15 protein-coding genes and 1 pseudogene are annotated in these 18,123 nt (G+C 64.8%); 2 read left to right on the forward strand and 14 right to left on the reverse strand.

Annotated elements, in window-relative coordinates; translation table 11 throughout:
- Positions 1–56 precede the first annotated feature (56 nt).
- From MF407_RS10885 to MF407_RS15625, 7 genes are all read right to left on the reverse strand, one after another.
- Entirely contained in the window at positions 57–233 is a 177-nt protein-coding gene (locus tag MF407_RS10885) for a hypothetical protein (protein WP_168990254.1), read from the reverse strand.
- The gene (locus MF407_RS10890; protein WP_129626186.1) at positions 230–1,639 is read right to left on the reverse strand and encodes an OFA family MFS transporter; all 1,410 of its coding nucleotides are present in this window, start codon (positions 1,637–1,639) and stop codon (positions 230–232) included. The genes MF407_RS10885 and MF407_RS10890 overlap by 4 nt, the downstream gene beginning before the upstream one ends.
- Positions 1,640–1,989: 350 nt before the next feature.
- Positions 1,990–2,874: a polyphosphate kinase 2 gene (gene ppk2 / locus MF407_RS10895; RefSeq protein WP_239702291.1), complete on the reverse strand. Its 885-nt coding sequence runs from the start codon at positions 2,872–2,874 to the stop codon at positions 1,990–1,992.
- A gap of 105 nt (positions 2,875–2,979) precedes the next feature.
- Complete coding sequence (gene murQ, locus MF407_RS10900; RefSeq protein WP_239702900.1) at positions 2,980–3,828, reverse strand: N-acetylmuramic acid 6-phosphate etherase; 849 nt, start codon at positions 3,826–3,828, stop codon at positions 2,980–2,982.
- On the reverse strand, positions 3,717–4,379 hold the full coding sequence (locus MF407_RS10905) for a BadF/BadG/BcrA/BcrD ATPase family protein (protein ID WP_239702292.1): 663 nt from the start codon (positions 4,377–4,379) through the stop codon (positions 3,717–3,719). The genes murQ and MF407_RS10905 overlap by 112 nt, the downstream gene beginning before the upstream one ends.
- A 119-nt stretch (positions 4,380–4,498) precedes the next feature.
- On the reverse strand, positions 4,499–5,056 hold the full coding sequence (locus MF407_RS10910; protein ID WP_239702293.1) for a hypothetical protein: 558 nt from the start codon (positions 5,054–5,056) through the stop codon (positions 4,499–4,501).
- A 295-nt stretch (positions 5,057–5,351) separates the two neighbouring features.
- The gene (locus tag MF407_RS15625; RefSeq protein WP_275578238.1) at positions 5,352–5,474 is read right to left on the reverse strand and encodes a hypothetical protein; all 123 of its coding nucleotides are present in this window, start codon (positions 5,472–5,474) and stop codon (positions 5,352–5,354) included.
- An 86-nt stretch (positions 5,475–5,560) separates the two neighbouring features.
- Between MF407_RS15625 and MF407_RS10915 the strand changes: the two are divergent.
- A pseudogene (locus MF407_RS10915) lies at positions 5,561–6,749 on the forward strand (IS3 family transposase).
- A 68-nt stretch (positions 6,750–6,817) separates the two neighbouring features.
- Here the strand turns inward: MF407_RS10915 and MF407_RS10920 are convergent.
- On the reverse strand, positions 6,818–6,985 hold the full coding sequence (locus tag MF407_RS10920) for a hypothetical protein (protein WP_239702294.1): 168 nt from the start codon (positions 6,983–6,985) through the stop codon (positions 6,818–6,820).
- Here MF407_RS10920 and MF407_RS10925 point away from each other — a divergent pair.
- Positions 6,984–7,814 (forward strand): site-specific integrase, encoded by an 831-nt coding sequence (locus MF407_RS10925; protein ID WP_239702295.1) that lies wholly within the window; start codon positions 6,984–6,986, stop codon positions 7,812–7,814. The genes MF407_RS10920 and MF407_RS10925 overlap by 2 nt on opposite strands.
- 176 nt (positions 7,815–7,990) lie before the next feature.
- Here MF407_RS10925 and MF407_RS10930 read toward each other — a convergent pair whose 3' ends face one another.
- The 6 genes from MF407_RS10930 to MF407_RS10955 form a co-directional block, all read right to left on the reverse strand.
- Positions 7,991–9,154: a hypothetical protein gene (locus MF407_RS10930; RefSeq protein WP_182814435.1), complete on the reverse strand. Its 1,164-nt coding sequence runs from the start codon at positions 9,152–9,154 to the stop codon at positions 7,991–7,993.
- Complete coding sequence (locus MF407_RS10935) at positions 9,151–14,361, reverse strand: ATP-binding protein (protein WP_239702296.1); 5,211 nt, start codon at positions 14,359–14,361, stop codon at positions 9,151–9,153. The genes MF407_RS10930 and MF407_RS10935 overlap by 4 nt, the downstream gene beginning before the upstream one ends.
- Before the next feature lie 160 nt (positions 14,362–14,521).
- Positions 14,522–16,048: a hypothetical protein gene (locus MF407_RS10940; RefSeq protein ID WP_239702297.1), complete on the reverse strand. Its 1,527-nt coding sequence runs from the start codon at positions 16,046–16,048 to the stop codon at positions 14,522–14,524.
- Positions 16,049–16,702: 654 nt separating this feature from the next.
- Positions 16,703–17,527: an SDR family oxidoreductase gene (locus tag MF407_RS10945; protein WP_188332583.1), complete on the reverse strand. Its 825-nt coding sequence runs from the start codon at positions 17,525–17,527 to the stop codon at positions 16,703–16,705.
- Positions 17,524–17,820 carry a HigA family addiction module antitoxin gene (locus tag MF407_RS10950; RefSeq protein WP_101601793.1) on the reverse strand — a complete coding sequence of 99 codons (297 nt, stop codon included), beginning with the start codon at positions 17,818–17,820 and terminating at the stop codon, positions 17,524–17,526. Before MF407_RS10950 ends, MF407_RS10945 begins: the two co-directional genes overlap by 4 nt.
- A gap of 10 nt (positions 17,821–17,830) precedes the next feature.
- The gene (locus MF407_RS10955; protein WP_239702298.1) at positions 17,831–18,112 is read right to left on the reverse strand and encodes a type II toxin-antitoxin system RelE/ParE family toxin; all 282 of its coding nucleotides are present in this window, start codon (positions 18,110–18,112) and stop codon (positions 17,831–17,833) included.
- Between the last annotated feature and the right edge of the window lie 11 nt (positions 18,113–18,123).

Consider the following 18,123-nt stretch of genomic DNA (forward strand, 5'->3'; position numbering starts at 1 on the left):
ATTCACCAATGAATCGGCCGGCCGGGATGACTCCCGGCCGGCCGATTCGCGTTCGTTCAGGCGAACAGCTTGGACGCCTTGATGACGGCCTGCCACAGCCCGTAGAGCAGCGGCATCGCGACGAGCGCCCACGCGAGGGCGACCATCAGCGGACTGGTGCTCGCGTGCTGACCCGGCACCTGCTCGTGCCGGACCTCGTCCCGGGGTTCTTCCCGAATCTCGTTGTTGCTCATTCGAATCCTCCCGTGGTCGCTGCGGCTGCATCGCGCGAGCGGTACTTCTTCTCCGGCTCGGCGAGCTGGTCGAAGTGCTTCTCGTTCACGACGGTGATCAGCAGGTTCGCGACGAAGCCGACCGCCAGCACACCGACCATCGTGAACATCGCCGGACGGTAATCGGCCGCCGTGAGCGATCCTGGCTTACCGGCGGCATCCAGGAAGCCGTTGATGATCAGCGGTCCGGCGACACCCGCCGCCGACCACGCGGTCAGCAACCGGCCATGGATCGCGCCCACTTCCAGCGTGCCGAAGAGGTCCTTCAGATAGGCGGGGACGGTCGCGAAGCCGGCGCCGTAGAAGGAGATGATCACCAGCGCGAAGACGACGAACATCCACGTCGCCTTGTGTCCGGTCGAGGCGAGCAGCAGGTACATGACCGCTCCGACACCCAGGTACAACATGTAGATCGGCTTGCGTCCGATGTAGTCCGACAGTGCCGACCAGACGAAGCGTCCGCCCATGTTGGCCAGGCTGAGCATGCCGACGAACCCGGCCGCGACGGCTGCGGTGATCGCCGAGCTGCCGCCGCTGCGGAAGAAGTCCTGGATCATGGGGGCGGCCTGCTCGAGGATGCCGATACCGGCAGTCACGTTGCAGAACAACACGATCCACAACAGCCAGAACTGGCGGGTCTTGATCGCCTCGTTCGCCCGCACCAGTGCGCCGTTTCGTCCGGGATGGTGGGCGACGGTGTCGTCGTGTCCGCCGTATCCCTGCGGCAATCTGATCAGTGCGACACCGATCATCATGAAGATCAGGTAGATGACGCCGAGCGTCAGGAAGGTCATCGTCAACGCGTGCGTCGAGGCGACCGAACCCTTCGCGGTGGGGTCGAAGTCACCGTCGAAGCGCTGCATCAGCGAGTTCGACAGCGGCGCGGCGACGAGGGCGCCACCGCCGAATCCCATGATCGCCATTCCGGTCGCGAGGCCCGGGCGGTCGGGGAACCACTTGATCAGCGTCGAGACCGGTGAGATGTAGCCGATGCCCAGACCGATGCCGCCGAGAATGCCGTACCCGAGGTAGAGCAGCCAGAGCTGACCGGTGGCGATGCCGAGCGAGCCCACCAGGAAGCCGGTGAACCAGAAGACGGCGGAGACCAGCATCGCCCGTCGCGGACCGTTGCGCTCGACCCAGCTTCCGCCGATCGCCGCGGACAGACCCAGGCAGACGATCGCGATCGAGAAGACCCACGCGACCGCGGTCTGTGAGGAGTCGAAGCGGGCCACCAATGAGGCCTTGAAGACGGAGAACGCGTACACCTGCCCGATCGACATGTGTACCGCGAGCGCCGCCGGCGGAATGAGCCAGCGGCTGTAGCCCGGTGGTGCGACCGAGCTCGGTTTGTCCAGGAACGCCATCGTCCCTCCTTTCGTTTGTGCCATGCATCACACCACGCCTTGATAGCGAGCGGCGCACTGCCACACCGTGCTTCTCGCCGACCGGACCGGAACGCACGACGAAAGGGCCGGACCCGGTGAGATAGACGAGCACATGGGCCGACGCTGCGGTGAAAAAGGGCAATCTTGCCGTCGGAGCCCACTTTGACGATCGCCTGATTGGCGATCGTGCCGTCCTTGACGTAGTTGAGGTTGGACGCGGCCGGTCGTGGGTTTCCCGAGCGTGCCCGCCGAACTCTGGACCGCGCCGGACCGGCCGCCGCAGGCTCGACGAAACTGTGACCTGAAACGCGGGGGGCGGGGACCGCCGATCAGTCGCCGACGGTGTGCTTCGCGCGAGTCACGATCTTCGGGTCGGGGGCGAAGACGACGGACTCGTCCTTGTCCTCGTAGTCGAACTGGTGCAGGAAGGCGCGCATCGCGTTGATGCGAGCCCGCTTCTTGTCGTTGCTCTTCACCACGATCCAGGGCGCGTACCGCTTGTCGGTGAGCTCGAAGTTGGCTTCCTTGGCCTTCGTGTAGGCCTCCCACCGGTCGAGGCTCTCCAGGTCCATCGGCGACAGCTTCCACTGACGCACCGGGTCGATCTGGCGCAGCGCGAAGCGGGTGCGCTGCTCGTCCTGGGTCACCGAGAACCACAACTTGGTGACGGTCGTGCCGCTCTCGACGAGCATCCGCTCGAAGCGGGGCGCCTGGCGCATGAAGACGTCGTACTCCTCGTCGGTGCAGAAGCCCATGACGCGCTCGACACCCGCGCGGTTGTACCAACTGCGGTCGAACATCACGATCTCACCGGCGGTCGGCAGGTGGTTGACGTAGCGCTGGAAGTACCACTGGCCCTGTTCGGTGTTGGACGGCTTGTTGAGCGCGACCACACGGGCGGCACGCGGGTTGAGGTGCTCGACGAAGCGCTTGATCGTGCCGCCCTTGCCGGCGGCGTCGCGGCCTTCGAAGACGATGACGTGCTTGGCGCCGACGTCCTGCGTCCAGTACTGGAACTTCAGCAGTTCGACCTGCAGCTTGTACTTCTCCTCCTCGTACACGTCCCGGTCGAGAAGCTCTTCGTACGGGTAGCCCTGGCGCCAGGTCTCGACAGCCTTGCCGTCGGGTGCGATCAGCACCGGGTCTTCCTCGCTCGCGCCGGCGACCGAGTAGCCCTCGATCTTCAGCTTGTCGATGTACTCACGAAGGTTCATGTGCTGCACCATGCGTCCATTCCATCACCCCGGCGACCTTTCGGCGCCTGTTACGGACGAATACCTGAAACCGATTCCGGCGCAGCGCAATTCCCGTGTGAGCGGCTATTCGCCGCCGCTCAGGACACGCGCGAGATGTCCGTCCACCGCAGCGAGCCGACGCACTGCCTCCTCGGCCGGGATGTACAGCAGTACGGAGGTGATGGCCGACTTCGCGTTGCCGTCACAGGATGCGAGCGCCGCAGCAGCGGTGGCGTCGTCGGTGCCGGTCGTCTCGGTCACGATGCGCAAGGCGCGACGTTGCAGCTTCGCGTTGGTCGCCACTACGTCGACCATGAGCGTGCCGTGCACTTTGCCGAGACGGATCATCGCGGTGGTCGAGAGCATGTTGAGCACCAGCTTCTGCGCGGTACCCGCTTTCAATCGCGTCGATCCGGTGACGAACTCGGGACCGGTCAGCACCTCGATGGGAAGGTCGACCGCGTCTGCGACGGCAGTGCCCGCGTTGTTGACGATGCCGACGGTCGCAGCACCGACCTGCTTAGCCGCGACGGCTGCGCCGAGCACGTATGGCGTGCGCCCCGATGCGCTGATCACCACCAGCACGTCGCGCTCGCTCACCTGAGCCATGTGCCTGTCACGCGCACCCTGGTCGGCGTCGTCCTCAGCGCCCTCGACCGCACGGGTGAGCGCTCGTTCTCCCCCGGCCATGATCGCCAGGACGGTCTCGGGGCCCGCGCCGAACGTGGGCAGGCATTCGGCGGCGTCGAGCACCGCGAGCCGCCCTGGTGTGCCGGCTCCGGCGTAGAGCAGCCGTCCACCGGTTTCGAGTCGCTCGACGATCACCTCCAGTGCTGCCGTGATCTGCGGCGCGGCGGCTTCGACGGCCGCGCTGACACCGCGGTCCTGCTCGAGCTGGGCGGCGACGAGGGCAACGTGCTCAGATCCGGCCAGCGTTCGCGTGCACGACTCATCAGGCCGGGGCTGCCACCTCGTCCGTCGTGCTCACGCAGCGCCTGCTCCAGACCGGCCCGTCCGATGGCGTAACCGCTTCCGGCGTCACCGAGCAGGTACCCCCAACCGTCGACGCGGCAATAGTGCCCGTCGGCGGCGACCGCGAGCGCGGTGGCGCCGGTACCTGCGGCGAGTACGACTCCCGCGTTCCCGGCCAGCGCGCCGACATGGGGCAGCACGGCGTCACTCGTCACCAACACGGTCACGCCCCGGTGTTGGCCCTCCAGCCTGTGCAGGAGTTCGACACGCCGGTGTGGCGCACTCGCCATGCCGGCAAGACCGACAGCGACAGCGCCGACATCACCGAGCGAGCACCTTGTCTGCAATCGGTCGAGGGCTTGCTTCGTACTGGCCACAGCCTGGTCGACGCCGTCCGGATCGGCGACGCCCACGGCACCCGGACCCTCCGCCATGCCGACCTGAATACCGTTGCGCCAGAGCGCAACCCGGCATCCGGTCTTTCCGATGTCGAAGGTGAGGACGTCGTTCATCACGTCAAGCCGGTCGCGGACGCCTGGGATACCTGGTCACCCGGAGCATTCGTTCACAACAGTGAGACCGAATCAAGCCGTCCGGGTGAATCGTGCAGCGGTGAAGACCGCCGGCACCCTCAGAACTGGCGCGCCGCCACGTCGACACGCTCGACGCGCTTCAACGCGTCCCGCAGGGCTGCGGCCGATACCGGTCCGGAGAGTGCGCTCATCACTTCCTGGTCCGGCGTGTCTGCGTCGGCCAGGTAAAGAGGCGTGTACGCGCTGCTCTCGGGCTCGGTCCGCCAGCTTTCGGCCGCCGAACCGGCGTCGACGGTGTCGAAACCGAGACGAACCACCAATTCACTGACCTGTGTCTTGGCCTCCGCGTCGTCCCCCGACACCGGAAGCGCCGTGCGGTCTTCTGCGCCTTCCGGGCGGGCGAGCTGCGGGATATGGTGCGCGAGGATGTTGTTGAACGCCAGAGACCGACGCCAATGAGTTGGCGAGCATGCCGACCATCCGTCCCTCGATCTGCGCGCGTACGAGGTCTTGACCGAACCCTCGGGCTTTGCGGGCCACATGTCGTACGACTCAAGTCCGAGCGAGCGAACGATCCTAGCCGTGATGCCGGCCCCCTCCTCCTCCACCTCGCGTACGACGGCATCCGCAGGCGACTCGCCCTCGGCGATCGACACAGCGGGCACCTGCACACCGGTGATCCCGATCGGAAATCGTCACGCGCGAAGGCGAGCAACTTTAGACATTGAAGCGGAACGAAAGCCGTGGTTCTCGGTGGTCGTTGGTCGTCGTCGGTTGAAGCCGGAACACACGGCCTGACCTGCGGCAACGCGTTGGCGGGACCGTTGGACGTCGTCGGCGAGAATCGGTCTCCGCCGGACTTCTTGCGGACTATTTGCGGACCGCGACCCTCGTCATTGACCTCGCCAAGTCTCAGGCCTGGTCATGTTCTCCTTCGCCTCTCCCTCGCCACTACGCCTTCTTCTTGCCCTTGCGCTGCAGCTGCTTGAAGTCTTCGATGACAGCATCGACCTCGTCCTCGGTGAGGTTCAGCAGCGCATCCAACTTCTCGCCTGCGGCCTTCAGCGTGGCCACGTCAGCGGCCCGATCTTGGGACTGCTGCACGGATAGGTGACAACTGACCTGGCTTGCCCGATGGGCAGGCTTGAGAGGATGTCGCTGTGCCCAAGCCCTACCCCCGCGAGTTCCGTGACGACGTGGTTCGTGTCGCCAGGAGCCGGGACCCGAAGACCCCGCTCGACCAGATCGCGAAGGACTTCGGGATCCACCAGACCACGCTGAACTCGTGGATGCGCCGCGCCGATGTCGAGGACGGCGTGAAGCCTGGGATGACCGAGGACCAGAACGCCGAACTGCGTGAGCTCAAGCGCCGCAACCGGCTGCTCGAGCAAGAAGTGGAGTCCTCCGCAGGGCGGCCGCCTATCTGTCGCAGGCGAACCTTCCGGGAAAATGATGTACCCGCTCGTCCGCGAGCTGGCCGAGGACGGGATCCCCGTCTCGGTGACGTGCCGGGTGCTCAAGATCGCTCGCCAGCCCTACTACCGCTGGCTCGCCCAACCGGTCACCGATGCCGAACTGGTCGAGGCCTACCGCGCGAACGCCTTGTTCGACGCCTACGACTACCCGGAGTTCGGTTATCGGTTCCTCGTCGACGAGGTCCGCGATGCCGGCCAAGCGATGGCGGAGCGGACCGCGTGGCGGATCTGCTCTGCCAACGGCTGGTGGAGCGTGTTCGGCAAGCCCAAGAAGGGCCAGGCGAAGAAGCCCGGCCCGCCGGTCCACGACGACCTGTGCGCCTTCGTTGACACGCACGGCGTGACCCGTCACGAGTTCAACGCGGAGGGTCCGAACCAGCTCTGGGTCGGAGACATCACGGAGCACTGGACCGGTGAAGGCAAGCTCTACATGTGCGCGTTCAAGGACGTCTACTCCAACCGGATCGTGGGTTACTCCATCGACTCGAGGATGAAGTCCCGGCTCGCGGTCGCGGCGCTCAACAATGCCGTCGCGCGGCGCGGTGATGTGGCCGGATGCGTGGTCCACACGGACAGAGGATCGCAATTTCGTTCCAGGAAATTCGTCCGTGCACTCAACCGTCACGGCATGGTCGGATCGATGGGCCGGGTCGGCGCCGCGGGTGACAACGCCGCCATGGAGAGCTTCTTCGCCCTACTCCAGAAGAACGTCCTCAACCGCCGTGCCTGGGCCACTCGCGAAGAGCTCCGGATCGCGATCGTGACCTGGGTCGAGAGGACCTACCACCGACGCCGCAGGCAGTCCGCCCTCGGACGATTGACCCCCGTCGAATACGAAGCAATCATGACCACGCCAGCCACTCAGGCTGCGTGACCCAACCTGTCACCCGATCGTGCAGCAGTCCCCTTCGACCGCAAGATCGATGCGCAGCAGTGGCTGGATCACGTCACCTCGGCGGTAGTCACCGGCACGTACGCCAACCCCAAGGCCGGACGAATCACGTTCGCGGCGTTCTTCGGCGAGTGGTCGGCCCGCCAGGTTTGGGCACCCGGCACCGTCCTCGCGATGTCGCTGGCGGCCAGATCCGTGCCGTTTGCGGAGAAGCCCATGAAGCAGGTCCGGCGCTCGGACGTCGAGACCTGGATCAAGCAGATGAACGCCGCCGGACTCGCCCCCGGGACGATCAAGACGCGGTACGTCAACGTCAGGTCGGTGTTCCGCGCCGCGGTGAAGGACCGGGTGATCGGCTCCGACCCGACGGACGGCGTCCGCCTCCCCCGCGGCCGTCGCGCGGACGTGGCCATGTCGATCCCCAGCCCTGAGGAGGTGGGGCAGCTCATGGCCGTGGCTGACGAGCGGTTCCAGCCGTTCATCGCCCTCTGCGCCTTCGCCGGCCTGCGGTTGGGTGAGGCCGCCGGGGTCCAGTTCGGCGACGTCGACTTCCTCCGCAGGTCGCTGAAGGTCTCCCGCCAGGTGCAGCGCGTGAACGGTGGAGCCATCGACGTACGGGCACCGAAGTACGGCTCAGAGCGCGTCATCTACCTCGCCGACAGCCTCATCAGCGTGCTCGCCGAGCACGTCACCGCTCACGGCACCACCGGCAAGAATCGGTGGCTCTTCGCCGGGGAGGGCGACGACCCACCGCACCAGAACACCGTCGGCTACTGGTGGCGCAAGACCCTGCGGGACGCCGGCCTCACCAGCATCAAGCTCCACGACCTGCGCCACTTCTACGCCTCCGGCCTCATCGCCGCCGGCTGCGACGTGGTAACGGTCCAGCGCTCCCTCGGCCACGCGAAGGCGACCACGACCCTCAACACGTACGCCCACCTCTGGCCGACCGCCGAGGCGCACGAGGCACGCAGCGGAGTCGATCATGTCCGCGTCGCTCGGCCCACCCGCCGCACCCCTAGTCGACTTGGTTGCGGGTACGGGTGAGTGACCCGCGCTCTTGGATCGCAGATCACTTCGCCTGCGTGCCGCCCGTTCACTCCCCGGGGGCGTCCCAGCACCCACACAGCCGCCTGGAACAGTCGTGCCTCCGTTGGGCTGGGTCAAGGTCATCGACGATTCGTGCCAATCCGCAACAATGGTGTGACAGCTCGCGTCCGTCATTAGTCCTCGGTGTCGTTGTGTGATTCCGGCCCTTGGTGGTGGCGAACTGTGAGGCCAAGGTCTATACGTTTGGCTCCGATGGCTGCTTCGAGGATGTCGAACAGATCGCGGCGGATGATGAGATCTGCGCCAACGACCGCTGGTTCGAGCGGCCCGTAGTTGCCATCGTGAACGAGATAACTGCGCCACTGCCGACAGACCATCGCTTGACCCTGGTCGTCGACAAGAGTGTGCCGGATTGCCGGGGTTTCGGGCCGAAGACCCAGGAGGGCCACAATCTCCAGTTGCGGGGTGAGGCAGAACTGGTGCAGCCCCAGCCCACGCTCCTGTGACGGGGCCCCCGGCGTCTGCTCAAAGGACACGAGTGCTGCCAGCGGCTTTCGCATGGTTGCGACTGCAGCGCGTGCACCGTCTTGGTCTAGGCCGGAGACGAGGTCGGTGTACGCGTACGCCCAGAGTCCCGGCGGCAGCTCCGAAAGCGGCCCACTGTTCGCTGGCGGGGGCCCGTCGCACACCTCCAAGCCCGCCATCAGTAGGACTTGGCGGCCAGGGTTCGTGGGGTACCGGGTCGCGAACGTTCGTTGTCGCTCGATGAACCCCAACTGCACCCAGTCGGTAAACGGAACCTCGCCGACTCGGACCCGTTCCCCTTCACCGCCTGCCAACTGACGAGTTCCGGTCAGGGCATCTGCGTCAGCCGGTGGCCAATTGAAGTCTTCATCGTCAATCCACGGGATTGGTTCCAGCGACCAATCGAAGACCGCGGGCCGGGTCGTGGGTCGCGGAACTCTCGATGCTTCGCTGCGGCGCGCCCATATGCCAGTGGGCGTGAGGTCGGCTGCGAGGTCTCTCTCAATCTCAAACGGGTCACCGACGCTGCCGCCGAGCGCGATCGCCGCGCGTAGGCCGGCACCCACTTTCTGCAACTCGTTCTCGGTCTCTTGTTCGTCTGCGTAGTAGGCGTCCGGGATGCGCCTGCTGCTCGGGGTGCGAAGGTGTTCGAACTGATCGCGCATTCGTGCAGTGATGGAGTCGAGGCGGGCAAGGACGCCGCCAGTAATGGCGAGGCGGAATCCTGGCGGTTCCTCGGCGAGCTCAAGTCGGTCCCCAACAGCCATGGCGACCATCGCCTGTGCACGCAGAAGTTCATCCCCGTCGCTCATTCGTACTCCTGGATGAACTGGCTGAACGCGAGCCGCACCTCAGCCGCCGGTTCGGTGGCTGGCGGGACTGGGACCGGCTTGTTGTGACTCCTGAGAATATCGGCGGCAACAACTCGCACAGAAAGCAGGTCGGCTTTGGAGAGCGCCGTGAGGAGGGCCGCCATTTCGTCAGTCAGTTGGCCGCGGGGGAGGCAGTCCTTGACGACCTCGAGGAGCCACGTGATGCGTGCGGCGTCGAGCGGATGTTCGAGCACCCGGACGAGCGCCACTTGCGCGATCGTCGGGCGGCAAGTGAGGAGCAATGTGACGGCAAGGAGGGCACGTCGTAGGTCAGCGCGCATTCCTTGGGAGATGGATGCGACAGCCAGGATGGCAAACGCATTGTTGAGGTGGTCGAGTGGGTCGGGGGCCTTGGTTGGGTTGTAGGTGTGGTGGCCGCGCGCCGGAGTCCTGGGCACACGCGCTCGGAGAACCTCGTAGCCGGCATTCCAGCAGTCGATGGCGGTGCCACCTGCGCAAGCCGTTGGTTGGGCGGCGAGAGCGGAGATGATGGCTTGGGTGACTCCGTAGAACGCGACCGAGTTGCTGCGTGCGGTGTGACCGACAGCAGCGGCCAGCGTGCGTTCAGCGGTGTAGGGATCGAGGGCGTAGGCCGTGACCCACAGGTCGGCTTGTTCGCGTCCTGCGAAGTTGCGCCAACCTCCGCCGCCCCGGATGCGGGTGTACGCCAGCGCAAGGCAGTAGGAGGCCACCGTCTTGAGTTCGGTCGTCGTGTCGTCGCACCGCGCAGCGAGTCCTTCGCCGAGGGCAGCGAAGATCGAGTTGTCCTTGTAGGTGGGGACCTCGCGAGCGATGTCGTCTATGAGTGCGATGCCTGCTTCAGCGCCGTCTGTCTGGATCGTTTCGAGGATGCGCCATCCGATGGCGTTCGCCAGTGCATCGAAGCTCCATCGTGCGGCGCCCGCGTCGTCACGGTAGTCCTTGTTGTCGTAGTCCCGGGCAGCTGCGATCGCGCCATCGCGACCTGCCGGGAGGACGGGTCGTTGATGGCTGTCGAGTGCGTTCAGCAGATCGGTGGGCTCGGTTCGGCGGTCGATATTTGCTCTGTTCTCGTCTTTGTCCTCGCGAGGCTCCCGGATGGCGAACGCCGTACCGCCAAGTGCAGTAACGGCGTCGATGAGGTCGCCCGTGGCTACGGACTTGGTGGTCTCACTCGCGTACATCAGGGGCTGGTCGTCGTACGACGCTGCGATGTTGTTGGCAGTCGAGGTGAGCACGGCGTCTGCTTGGGGCGTCTGGCCGTATTCAGGCTGGAGGCGGACTAAGACCTCAAAGTCGATGTTCGGGCGGCGCCAGTCTGACCCGGCGGCAAGACGCAGAGCGGCGGCCACGATGGGATCGGCGGCGGAGGACTGGGTTTCCAGTAACTCCTCGAGTGCGGTCTGCACGCGGGCGTCTTCGAACCCGAGTTCGGCGAGCCAGACGTTCGCGCCGTCGAGGGCCGCCGCAATGGGGTCGATGCGGGCTGATGCTTCCCACCAGTCCTGGGGCACATGATTGGTCCCGCGTCCGTCGGTGTGCTGCCTAACGAGATAGGCGAGGTCGAGGAGCCTTCCGAGCGCTTCCCGAGCAGTGTCAACGTCGACGTCGGCAAGATCAGTGACGGTGTCCATGAACTCACCGATGGTCGGGTCCTTGTGCCCTCCGTAGGTGGCGAGGAGCGCAGCGGCGCGGGCCCAGCACTCTTGCGTCTCGTCTGTCGCGCCGGCCGCGTAGCAGATTCGCGCGGTCGCGAGTTCGAAATCGGCTTCAACCGAGTACATGCCGTGCGTGACCTGGCGATGCTCGCGGATACCTTCGATCAGGGCATGGGTGGCCTCGATACCAATGCTCTCGGAGACACGCGCGAGAAGTTCGAGCAGGCCATTTGTGGTCAACGGGCCGTTTTCAGCCATCCCCATGAGCGATGTGCTGGTCCCTTCGCCGATAGCGGTGAGGTGGCCGAGGACCGCGTCGAGGTCACCTTGTTGAACGACAACGAGCGCGTTCTCTATGACGTGATGTATGAGCGGGTGAATGGAGTAGAGGTCGCAGGCTCGCGGTGACCCGGTGAATGGTTCGGCGTGCTCGGCAAGCCGCTCAAGTGCCACGCGGACAGTCGTCGATGCATCAGGAGGCGAGATGATCCCGCTGGCGACATCATCCGCGATGCCGACGGTCGAGATAGCGAACTGGAGCCATGCACGGTAGAACCCGAGGCCGGCGACTTGGCTGCTCAGTGTCAGGGGCGTCGTCCGGTCGAGTGCGTGCGCGAGCATAAGGAGTGCGAGCCAGCGGGCGACGACGTTGTAGTCGGGATGGTGTTCTGTCGTGACTGCGCTGGTGGCAGCCCTCAGATCGGCTGCGAAGTCGTCGGTGCCGAGTCCGGCGAGCACCTCCTCTGGGGTGATCCCGTGGCGGAGATAGCCCCGGATGTCGCCGACTGGATTGAGGCGGTGGGCTTCACGGGCAAGGTCCGTGGGCGCTGGCAGGCCCCGTTCGCCCGCGGCTGCCAGGTCGGCCAGGGTGAGGAAGGCCCGAGCTGCCTTGGCGGGGTCGGTCATCCTGGCTACAACCTCCGGCATGGCCCCCGTTGGCAGTCCGGATGTGAACACCTCGACGAGCTCGCCGAGGTCGGCAGCGTGGTCGCCGTCGAGGTTCTCGGCGACGCGATCGACGAAGTCGTCACCGAAGCGGTTTCGTTGCTCACGGACACGCAATGAAGCGAGTTGTGTGGCCAGGTGAAGGTTGCCATCGTTGTCGCCAAGGTACCTAGTGCGGTCACGTTCTTCCTCGCGCTTTCGCGCGAGCAGATAGGCCTCCCAGGGAGCCGGAGCACCGGCCTGGTCGACAATCCGGCATAGTCGCAGGCCCCATCTTGCGGGGAACGTGGCTCGCCCGTCGTATAGGAGCCGCCCAGCAACCGTGTCTGCGCCGAGGATGGAGACAACGACGTCGCCGTAATTAACGAGAGTGTCAGGAAGCGACTCGGTCTCGTATACGTCGATGGCCTTACGAAGTTCGATGCAGGTCGTAAGGGTTGGCCAGTCGAGGCGCTGTTCGCTCTGTCGAGCCACTGCCCCGACAACTCTCTTAAGAGCCTCCGGCGGCTGGAGGGCACGAATGGCGTCTCCGACAAAGCTGGGGCCGACGAGTGCTCTCAGTTCGTCGTACTCGTCGAGTTGCGCAAGGAGTTCGGGCAAGTGCCGGAACGCACGCGCGTCGGAAAGAAAGCCGCGTGCTTCGAGCCACGCGGCAGCCTTCTGACGGATTGTCGCGACCCACACTTCTGGCTTGTCTCTGAGAATGTGACGGCTGAAACTCTCATGGTGAATCTTTAGACCTCCCAGGCCGGGTTGGGAGTTCAAGACGGGCGCGAGCGCCGCGAGGGCAGAGTCGAGGAAAAGCGTCACCTCGGGCACCATCTCGCCGAGTTCAGCAGCGTTCAGCGCGAAATCGCATACTGCGAGCGCGCCGATGGCGGCTACTTGGTCACCGGTGAGCCCATTAAGGAGGTGGTCGTAGTACGCGTCGAGGTCGGTCGCTTGTGTGGGTACCCGCTGCAGACGGTGGATCAACTCATGCGGTGCTGGTGGCGGGGCGTTGTCGTGGTCGAGTGGTGAGGCTCGGACAGCATGGCGACAGAGGTAAGTAGCGTAGAGGGCGTTGCCGGCGGATCTGTCGTAGAGGGCATCAACGATGCTGCGATCGTCTTGTTCTTCCGCGACAGGCCTCTCGACCGTGCCCTCACTAGCGATGAGATGGTGGCGCTGCGCGAACAGCTTCACTTCTTCCCAAGACATTCGCGGCATTTGTATCGGCTCGCCGCTGGATGGTTTGGCGTTATCGAGATGTGTTCCAGGCTGGCTGGCGATGAGCATCGCGACTCCAGCCGGAAGGTCCACGTTGGCGAGTCGGTCGACTAGCACTCGAGACGGGTCCGGCGATACCCCGGAGTGTCGCCCGAGGACGCGGTCAGCATGATCGAGACCGTCGACGATGAGCAGGATTTTTCGCTGCGGCTCGGCGTCGTGGCAAGCGTGGAGCGCAGCTTCGAGCGTCTCGCGAGTGGCGGCGAATCTAGGTCGAAGTCCGACCGTTGCTTCAGGCGCCAGTTGCTCAAGCTGCGCGAGGAGACTTCCGATGACGACATCGGCCAGTACGCGTTCGTCGCGGTCGATGTCGGAGGCACCGAGCCAGCAGTGGTGCCTCGCGACGATCCAGCCGGCGTCACGGTACGCGTCCGCGAGTTGTTCACAGAGCCAGGACTTGCCAGCTCCTGGTTCCCCAGTGAGGATGGCGCGCCCGCCCGCGGTAATGAGGCCCTGCAGGTGTGCTTGCACGGCTGCCGCAGCGCCAGTACGGCTGACGGCGACGGCCCTTTCTACGGGGTGACCTTCGGTTACGGCTCCGAAGTCCGTGGTTAGCCCGATGCGCGGCGAGATGTCTTCGCGCCGGACGTATCCACTTAGAGTGCGTGCGGCTGTGGCCGCGTGTATTAGAGCAAGTGCGACGTCCTCGGGTGCCCGATGGGTGTTTGGCGGACGTCCGGCCCCGAGCTCTTCGATTGATCGCCGCAGGAGCACGAGTTCGGCAGGTCCTGGCGCGACCAGGTTGATGGTGCTGGCCGGAGCGTTGGTATCGATGGTGAGACTGGAGCACGCCGCGTGGATCTGTTCGTCGGTGAGATGCTCGACGAGTTTCTGCCACGGCGCCGTCACGCGCAGCGCATCAGGGTCAAACTTGTACCGACGCGTCGAGACGCCGAACAGGGGGTCACCGGGGTCGAGTGCGGGATCTACGGGCCTGAGGACCGTGGCAAGGTCAGCGGCAGGGGCGCCGTCCCGGACGACGACCCTATACGTGGAGGCCGCATGCGCGGCCAGGTCGCTGAGGAGCGCGTCGAACAGGTAGTTGAGCTTTAGACTGCGGCCATCGGCGGAGAAGGTCGCCTGGGAAAGTTCGCGGTCTTGTTCGGTGTGCTTGATCTGCACGCGGACGCGTCGACCGGAACCATAGTTGATGGTCAGGTCGTCGAATCGGTCGCCTTCGAATCCCTTCGCGTCGACCGTGATGTCCGTCGCGGTTCCAAGCATGAGGTCGACGAGCGCGACGCTTGTGAGCAGGTCTTGGTACGTGTAGCCGTAGTGCGTCGCCCTGAGGTTCACGTCTGGTCCTCAACCAGTGCCAGGGACGCCTCGCGCCGATTGAGTAGTGATCGCCATGGAGCGCATGTGGCAAGCGACCACCATCGACGCCCCAGCCGCGGCGAGCAGCTCGTCAAGACCACCTGCCTACGGCACTTCGCCGAGAACGTTCGTCCGGGCATCACTCCCTCCCTTGATGGTCCAAGTCGCTGCGTGCCGAATCGGCCAGCAAGTCGCTCACCTTCGTGACCGCAGCTCCGACCTGAAGGACGATCGATTGAAAAGCGGCGGTCGGTGCCACCTCGTCAATCCCTAGTTCAGCGAGCGCGACCCTCGACTCCGAGTTGCTGAGATGAGCGACACCTCCGCGGGATCGCATTGCGTAGAGGTCGCGGAGGATCTTGGATGCGTCGCTCGTGTCGCCGAGCGAAATAAGCAGCTTCTTCAGCAGCGACAGCGACCTCTCGTCCTTCTCTGCCCCACCGACAGTCCGCTTCAGCAGCTTGGAGTCAAGTCCGTCGACAAACACCTTCGCAATGATCAGGAGAGGGCCGATCAGGGCGGATGGATCGTCTGTAAGCGGGCCCATGAGCGACCGGTACTGCAACTCGAGGTCAGCAGGCAGGGAGCGCCACAGTTGTCCTCCGAGCTTCTGACGAGCAGCCTCGTTCGCGGATACGCGTGCCTGCCGCATGTCGCCAATCGGGTCGGGTGATGATGCCCATTGGTTCAGGAAGTCGCGACGGAAGCGCCCCTCTTCCATCTTTCCTTCGGGCGGGACGTTGTAACTACGCCAGTGCCCCCATTCCTCGTGCGGGATCTTGCTGCCAATGTCGCCGAGGTAGACCTCCACCAGACCGGCACTGTTGATCGAGATATCGACCCCCCACAGATTGAAGCAAGACAGACGAAAGGGAGTCACCTCATACCTACCCGGTTCCGCGACGTAGTCCTGGAGCACTTCCCGTTTGAAATAGATGGGAGTGAGGTAGTGGAGGCGCGAGTTGTCCTTGTCGAAGTACGTCCCGAGCTCGCCGGGGTCACAGGAGTGAGTGAGGTGCTCTCCCGTCTCGGAGTCGGTGCCGTAGATGAACTTCGGGTGCTCGGTCGCGGAGTGGAATTCTTCCCACCGAGGTCGTCGACCCGTGTTCTGCCCGACTAGGACGTATTGGCCGAACAGGCGCGACATCGAGGGCCGGTCAACGCCAGTCAGGAAGTCTGCGACGGCATGGAAGTCGACGTGGGCCCACGCGTTGCGGAAGTCGCTGTCAACCCGTTCGAAGTTGCCATCCGCGACCTTCGTGACGTAGTCAACCTGAAGGATCGCGGACTTCCCACAGGTCTTAAGGAAAGTCCGGAACTCTTGGACACGCACCTCAACCTTCCAGGCGTCCTCGCCTCGCGAGTAGCGGATCAACTCGTGTTCGCGACCGGCGGCACTGACGTAGTGCCAACCGTTCGGGACCTCGAAGGCGTCCCAGAACCACAGGAACGGGTGGGTGACCTCTATCTGCGGCAAGGAAGCGCCGGTGGCGTTGAGCGCCTGAATGAAAAATTCGGTGGCGACGCCGCCTCGACTCTCGATGAGGCCGTTGTCGTAGCCGCTTGCGCCGCTCGGCGAACTCCAGACGCTGAAACCTCCTAGGTCTCGCCCGATCCACGTCGTATCGGTGAGCGCGTCCTCCTCGCTGCCGGCTTCAATCAGCACACAGCCGCGGCCCCCGTGCTCGCTCGGGGTGAAGAAGTGCTCCTCGACAACGACCCAACCGGAAGGGCTCGAATCGATGTCATCCAGCCGACGAGCTGGCCATAGTGTGGGTGGGTAACCGCCGGTGGGTGGGCTCCACATTGCCGACAGGCTCGTGCCACCGTCTGCGGTGGTGTAGCCGGGGATGTACGGAATGCTCACGCCTTCACCGTATGGCAGGAGTCCGACTCATACGCCACGCAGCGGACCTGCGTCCTACGCCAAAGGTCACGTCACAGACGTGCCAGTTGAGGAGCGAGGCTAGCGATCGGCCCGCCGACACCGCCCGATCGAGCTCATCCTGCTGAAATTCTTGCGGACTCTGTGCGGACTGGGAGGGGTCACACCCCCTCTGACCTGCGGTTTTGCGCCGATTCACACGTTGAAGCGGAACTCCACCACGTTCCGCCACTTGTAACCATCACGGCACATCGGTGCACACCGATCCGTCGGGGACTTCTGAGTAGGAAACACGTCTTTGAACGGCCGCCAGGGCGCCAACAGCGCGAGGGGGATCACACCAGCAGCATCCGAATCAGACAACGAGCAGCACCTGTACCAGTCAATCAGCACGTAGGCGCTTCGGTTCACTGCGGAGCAGCACGGAGGTACGTCTCAGGCTTCCGGCGGCCGACCGTCAGCAGGAGGACGCCAGCGCGCGAACCCACCTTCGGTGTTGAGCACCTGCCCCGTCACCCAACGGCCCTCATCGCTGACCAGCCACTCCACCAAGCGAGCGGGATCATCCGGTTCGCCCATCCGCCCGAATGGGAACATCGGCGCGACCCGAGCCATGATCTCGGGGGTCATGTATCCCGTGTCGACTGGCCCTGGATTGACCGTGTTGACGGTGATGCCGACATCGGCAAGCTGGTCGGCCAAGGTCACCGTGACACCCGCGAGTGCTGCCTTGGACGCCGCATAGGCCACCTCGCCCGGCATAGGTCCGAGGCCCTGGCCCGAGGTCATCAGGACGACGCGACCACCCGGGCGTCCATCGTGCTGCGCGGCGAACGCCTGCACCAGCAGGAGGGACGAGCGGGCGTTGACGGTCCAGTGGGCGTCGAGCATCTCGGCGGTCAGGTCGCCGAGGGCCCCATCGCCGCCCGATCGGGCGTGGTTGCAGACGAGGATGTCCAGATGGCCGAGCTCCGTCACAGCTCTATGCACGGCAGCCTCGGGAGCACCGTCCTGAGCCAGATCAACCGCAAGGTCGACGACGCGCTGGCTGGAGTCAGCACGATTCGCGTCGAGCTCCTGCATCACTGCCTCCAGGTCGTCCCCACCCCACGGCTGGTCCAGGTCATGCGGCCGATGGTGCGTCACGAGCACGTCAGCCCCGCTTCGGACCAGCCTCGACGCAATCGCGAACCCAATCCCCTGCCGACGACTGACCCCCGTCACGAGTGCCGCTCGTCCTCGAAGTGACCGGGCGCTCATGCAGTCCGTAGCGGCTGAATGCTGTCCAGCGCGTCCCCGAGGGCGTCCATCTCGACCTCAAGGTCATAGCGCACCTGCAGGTTGATCCAGAACTGCGCACTCATGCTGAAGAAGCGCCCCAGACGCAGAGCCGTATCCGCCGTGATCCGACGCTTGCCGTGCACGATCTCGTTGATCCGACGCGGCGGAACGCCGATGGATACTGCCAGCCGGTTCTGAGTTACGCCCATCGGAACGAGGAACTCCTCCATGAGGATCTCGCCCGGATGGATCGGGGGAATCTTGTCATCCATGTCGCACCTCCTAGTGATAGTCGACAATCTCAACCTCGCTGGGGCCCGCAGGAGTCCAGACGAAGCAGATCCGCCACTGGTCGTTGATTCGGACGCTGTGCTGACCGATCCGGTCGCCCTTGAGTGCTTCCAGCCGGTTCCCCGGTGGAACGCGGAGTTCATCAAGCTCGTGGGCAGCATCGAGTAGCAACAGCTTTGTGAGCGCCTTCTTGTGCAGACGAGAGTCGAGACGCTTGACGCGCTGTCGCAGGAACAGGCGTTCGGCATCGCGGTCGGCAAAGGAGACGATCACCCGACCATCAT

This window comes from Yimella sp. NH-Cas1, from assembly GCF_022359705.1.
GTDB classification, from domain to species: domain Bacteria; phylum Actinomycetota; class Actinomycetes; order Actinomycetales; family Dermatophilaceae; genus Yimella; species Yimella lutea.

Coding starts and splice junctions, on each gene's coding strand:
- MF407_RS10885 (WP_168990254.1), bottom strand. CDS start 233: ATGAGCAACAACGAGATTCGGGAAGAACCCCGGGACGAGGTCCGGCAC.
- MF407_RS10890 (WP_129626186.1), bottom strand. CDS start 1,639: ATGGCGTTCCTGGACAAACCGAGCTCGGTCGCACCACCGGGCTACAGC.
- ppk2 (WP_239702291.1), bottom strand. CDS start 2,874: ATGAACCTTCGTGAGTACATCGACAAGCTGAAGATCGAGGGCTACTCG.
- MF407_RS10905 (WP_239702292.1), bottom strand. CDS start 4,379: ATGAACGACGTCCTCACCTTCGACATCGGAAAGACCGGATGCCGGGTT.
- MF407_RS10925 (WP_239702295.1), top strand. CDS start 6,984: ATGAAGCAGGTCCGGCGCTCGGACGTCGAGACCTGGATCAAGCAGATG.
- MF407_RS10920 (WP_239702294.1), bottom strand. CDS start 6,985: ATGGGCTTCTCCGCAAACGGCACGGATCTGGCCGCCAGCGACATCGCG.
- MF407_RS10930 (WP_182814435.1), bottom strand. CDS start 9,154: ATGAGCGACGGGGATGAACTTCTGCGTGCACAGGCGATGGTCGCCATG.
- MF407_RS10945 (WP_188332583.1), bottom strand. CDS start 17,527: ATGAGCGCCCGGTCACTTCGAGGACGAGCGGCACTCGTGACGGGGGTC.
- MF407_RS10950 (WP_101601793.1), bottom strand. CDS start 17,820: ATGGATGACAAGATTCCCCCGATCCATCCGGGCGAGATCCTCATGGAG.